Origin of the sequence: Vibrio sp. 1-1(7) (genome assembly GCF_013048485.1) — a bacterium.
GTDB classification, from domain to species: Bacteria; Pseudomonadota; Gammaproteobacteria; order Enterobacterales; family Vibrionaceae; genus Vibrio; species Vibrio fujianensis.
This window is the reverse complement of sequence record NZ_VHSP01000027.1, coordinates 1-950: the sequence shown is the minus strand read 5'-3', so window position 1 is coordinate 950 and position 950 is coordinate 1. Positions and strand designations below refer to the sequence as shown.

1 protein-coding gene is annotated in these 950 nt (G+C 39.1%); it reads right to left on the bottom strand.

Annotated features, from left to right (window positions below):
* Positions 1-235 precede the first annotated feature (235 nt).
* Complete coding sequence (locus FKN05_RS16480; RefSeq protein WP_157928661.1) at positions 236-781, bottom strand: hypothetical protein; 546 nt, start codon at positions 779-781, stop codon at positions 236-238.
* Between the last annotated feature and the right edge of the window lie 169 nt (positions 782-950).

Below are 950 nucleotides of genomic sequence, written 5' to 3'. Positions count from 1 at the left end.
ATTTGGGGCACTCTTCGTTCATATAAAATCTCCTATTGAAGTTAAACTTGTGTCCGTGCCAGCTTGCTTTCTATATTAACCACCATAATGTATAGAATGCACCCAATCTAAGAACACTTAACGCCCGGTTAAGGGGCAGCCAACGCCACAACCAAGCTTCCGCATAACACCGTAACCACAAAAACCAACGCAAAATAAAAATGCCGCGCGTTGGCTGTCCCTCTTGAACCGTTTGTTATGAGTTTGATGGCACATTTGTCGATAAAAGACATCTTATTTCACGAATTGCTTCATCTTTTGTTGCTGTCAAAGCCAAGTACAAGTCACTAGGGATTTTTCCATTTGATGACTCAGAATAAATATTTATACCGAGACCTAACAAATCTTTAGCTAAATAGTCAAGACGTTCGGGAAACAAAATTCTATTTTGATGATAGAAAGCACGTAACCTGAGAACTAGGTTATGGAGTTCTTCTCTTGCTTCTGGCTTTGAAATTCCGTCATTAAGTCTGCCCTCTATAGCTAAAGCAATCCCATACAACTCGATAATTGCATCAGCTTGTCGTTCAAAAATGCCCCCATATGAAACTTGAAGCCTTGTGCGCTCCTTCTCCAAGTTATCTTTGAAAATAGCCATTTGAACATCTGCCTTTGCTTGCAATTGTGTTGCATGTACTTTTAAGTCTTTGTCCAAAATATGCTTAACTATAGAACGTAGTAAATATGCTATTACCCCAAGTAATACAGCACTCGACGTTACCGTCGTGATTACTTCTTTCATAAATAGCTCTGACATTCATACCTCTGAAGGTTAACTTCTGGATGTCACCGATCATGCAAAACTGATCCACTAACGATCATCGAAAACTGATCCACTTGGTATCATCCGTTTATTTTTTATACGGGTGATTTATGTTAACCAAGGAGACATTTGTGGATATTCATGTTCG